Source organism: Micromonospora maritima, from assembly GCF_902825405.1.
GTDB classification, from domain to species: Bacteria; Actinomycetota; Actinomycetes; order Mycobacteriales; family Micromonosporaceae; genus Micromonospora; species Micromonospora maritima.
On record NZ_CADEAU010000971.1, the window covers coordinates 1 to 637 of the forward strand.

The 637-nt window shown below is 77.2% G+C and carries 1 protein-coding gene; it reads left to right on the forward strand.

Annotation, left to right across the window (positions count from 1 at the left end; translation table 11 throughout):
* Nucleotides 1-637: AAA family ATPase (locus tag HUW36_RS33895; protein ID WP_246248464.1), on the forward strand; the 637-nt coding region annotated here is incomplete at both ends.

Genomic DNA, 637 nt, shown 5'->3' on the forward strand with positions numbered 1-637 from the left:
CCCGGCCGGCGCCGGAGACCCCGAGGGGTACGACGACCTCGACGCGCTCGCCGAGGAGCTCGACGATCCCGGCGCGGCCGTCGGCGCCGGCGCGGTGGTGCCCGACGCCGCCGATCCCGGCGCCGGGATGACCCACGCCTGGATCTTCACCGGGCCGCCCGGGTCCGGCCGGTCGGTGGCCGCGCGTGCCTTCGCCGCCGCCCTCCAGTGCGTCCACGGCACCGGGTGCGGGCGCTGCCCGGGCTGCCACACCACCCTGGCCGGTACGCACGCCGACGTCCGGCTCGTGGTGCCCGAGGGGCTCTCCATCGGGGTCGGCGAGATGCGCGCGCTGGTGCTGCGGGCGGCGAGTTCGCCGTCCGGCGGCCGGTGGCAGGTCGTGATCATCGAGGATGCCGACCGGCTCACCGAGGCCGCCGGCAACGCGCTGCTCAAGGCGGTCGAGGAGCCGCCACCGCGTACCGTCTTCCTGCTCTGCGCCCCCTCGACCCACCCGGACGACGTCTCCGTGACCATCCGGTCCCGGTGCCGGGTCGTGCCGCTGCGCCAGCCGCCGGCCGGCGCGGTGGCCGAGGTGCTGGTCCGCCGGGACGGCATCGCGCCGGACGTGATCAACCGGATCATCCGTACCGCCCGG